Source organism: Vibrio sp. Vb1337 (assembly GCF_033338715.1).
Lineage (GTDB): Bacteria > Pseudomonadota > Gammaproteobacteria > Enterobacterales > Vibrionaceae > Vibrio > Vibrio alginolyticus.
Genome location: NZ_JAWOTD010000239.1, coordinates 1 through 1,082 on the forward strand (window position 1 = coordinate 1; position 1,082 = coordinate 1,082).

The 1,082-nt window shown below is 44.0% G+C and carries 1 protein-coding gene and 1 pseudogene; both read left to right on the plus strand.

Going from position 1 to position 1,082, the window contains the following annotated elements; genetic code table 11:
• The first annotated feature begins 190 nt into the window (after positions 1-190).
• On the plus strand, positions 191-445 hold the full coding sequence (locus R7E42_RS25325; RefSeq protein WP_011106259.1) for a hypothetical protein: 255 nt from the start codon (positions 191-193) through the stop codon (positions 443-445).
• Positions 446-816: 371 nt separating this feature from the next.
• A pseudogene (locus R7E42_RS25330) lies at positions 817-1,082 on the plus strand (GGDEF domain-containing protein); the annotation flags it as partial.

Sequence of the window (1,082 nt, forward strand, 5' to 3'; positions counted from 1 at the left end):
GGTTAGGTTTCTTACAAGCCTCACACCTTTGCATCATAACGGATGCCGTTAAATCGGTTAAAAAGAGGCCACTTAGATGGCCTCTTAGTTTGTGAGGCAAATATTTCTACCACCTATACCCTCTCTCGGTTGTATAATGCCGGCTCTGAAATATTTTGTTACGTTACTTCGGTAACCCCTGGATTACAACATGAACAACAGCAGATGGGTCGGCTTGCTCGGCGGCACGATCGTTTTACTTTGCACATTTCTCCTCTTCGGATCTTCCGTTCATGCTGATTGGTACATGATGCCTGCAGAAGCAGTGAACGGCATCGCATTTACACTGGCTTTCGGGCTAGGGCTGAATAGCATTTTTGCCTACGTCACAGCATTCATTACGCTCGCTGCGTTATTCTACATTGGCTACGTTGTTGGCTACCGCGTTCATCAAAAGCTTAGGTAAAAACCTTAACTTTAAGACCATTTATCTCAACCTACCTAACACTTAAGTTTTAGCTTTTATTCAATAAATTGGCTTTTAACCTACTTTTTATGCGGACATATTGAGATCGGAGCATTTTCCCGAAAACCGTATAGTTTTATGCCATGCTGCCTCATAGAATAGTTTATAAAAACGGCAGTAGGTATCGAGCAACTTTATGAAATGCAGTGTCGCATGCAGACGAGAACAACGCCCGAGAAAGCATATGCGCCCAGCATTTCCCAACCTAAGCGGCGCACTTTCTGTGTTTCTCCCGTCCTCCATTCACACTCAGTCCATACAGACTTCTCTCCCTGACTGCCCATTATTTGCTGTTCCTAAGAGACATAACGATGGACAGAACGCAGTTCACCAAAATTTTTACGCGCTACTACATGCGCTCTACAAGTTTGGGGATTATTTTTACCCTATTCGCTTGTGCAATCAGAGGGGTTAATCTTGTTGTATACCTTCCTTACGTGTTATCCGCGAGCACTTGTTTTACTTACCTTTGGGCAAGTCGAACTTTCACGCTCGAGCAAAAACATCAATCTGTCGTCATTGCCCTAATCCTCGGTTACACCCTCACCTTTTACCTGTACTTTTTCTTAGGCGGACA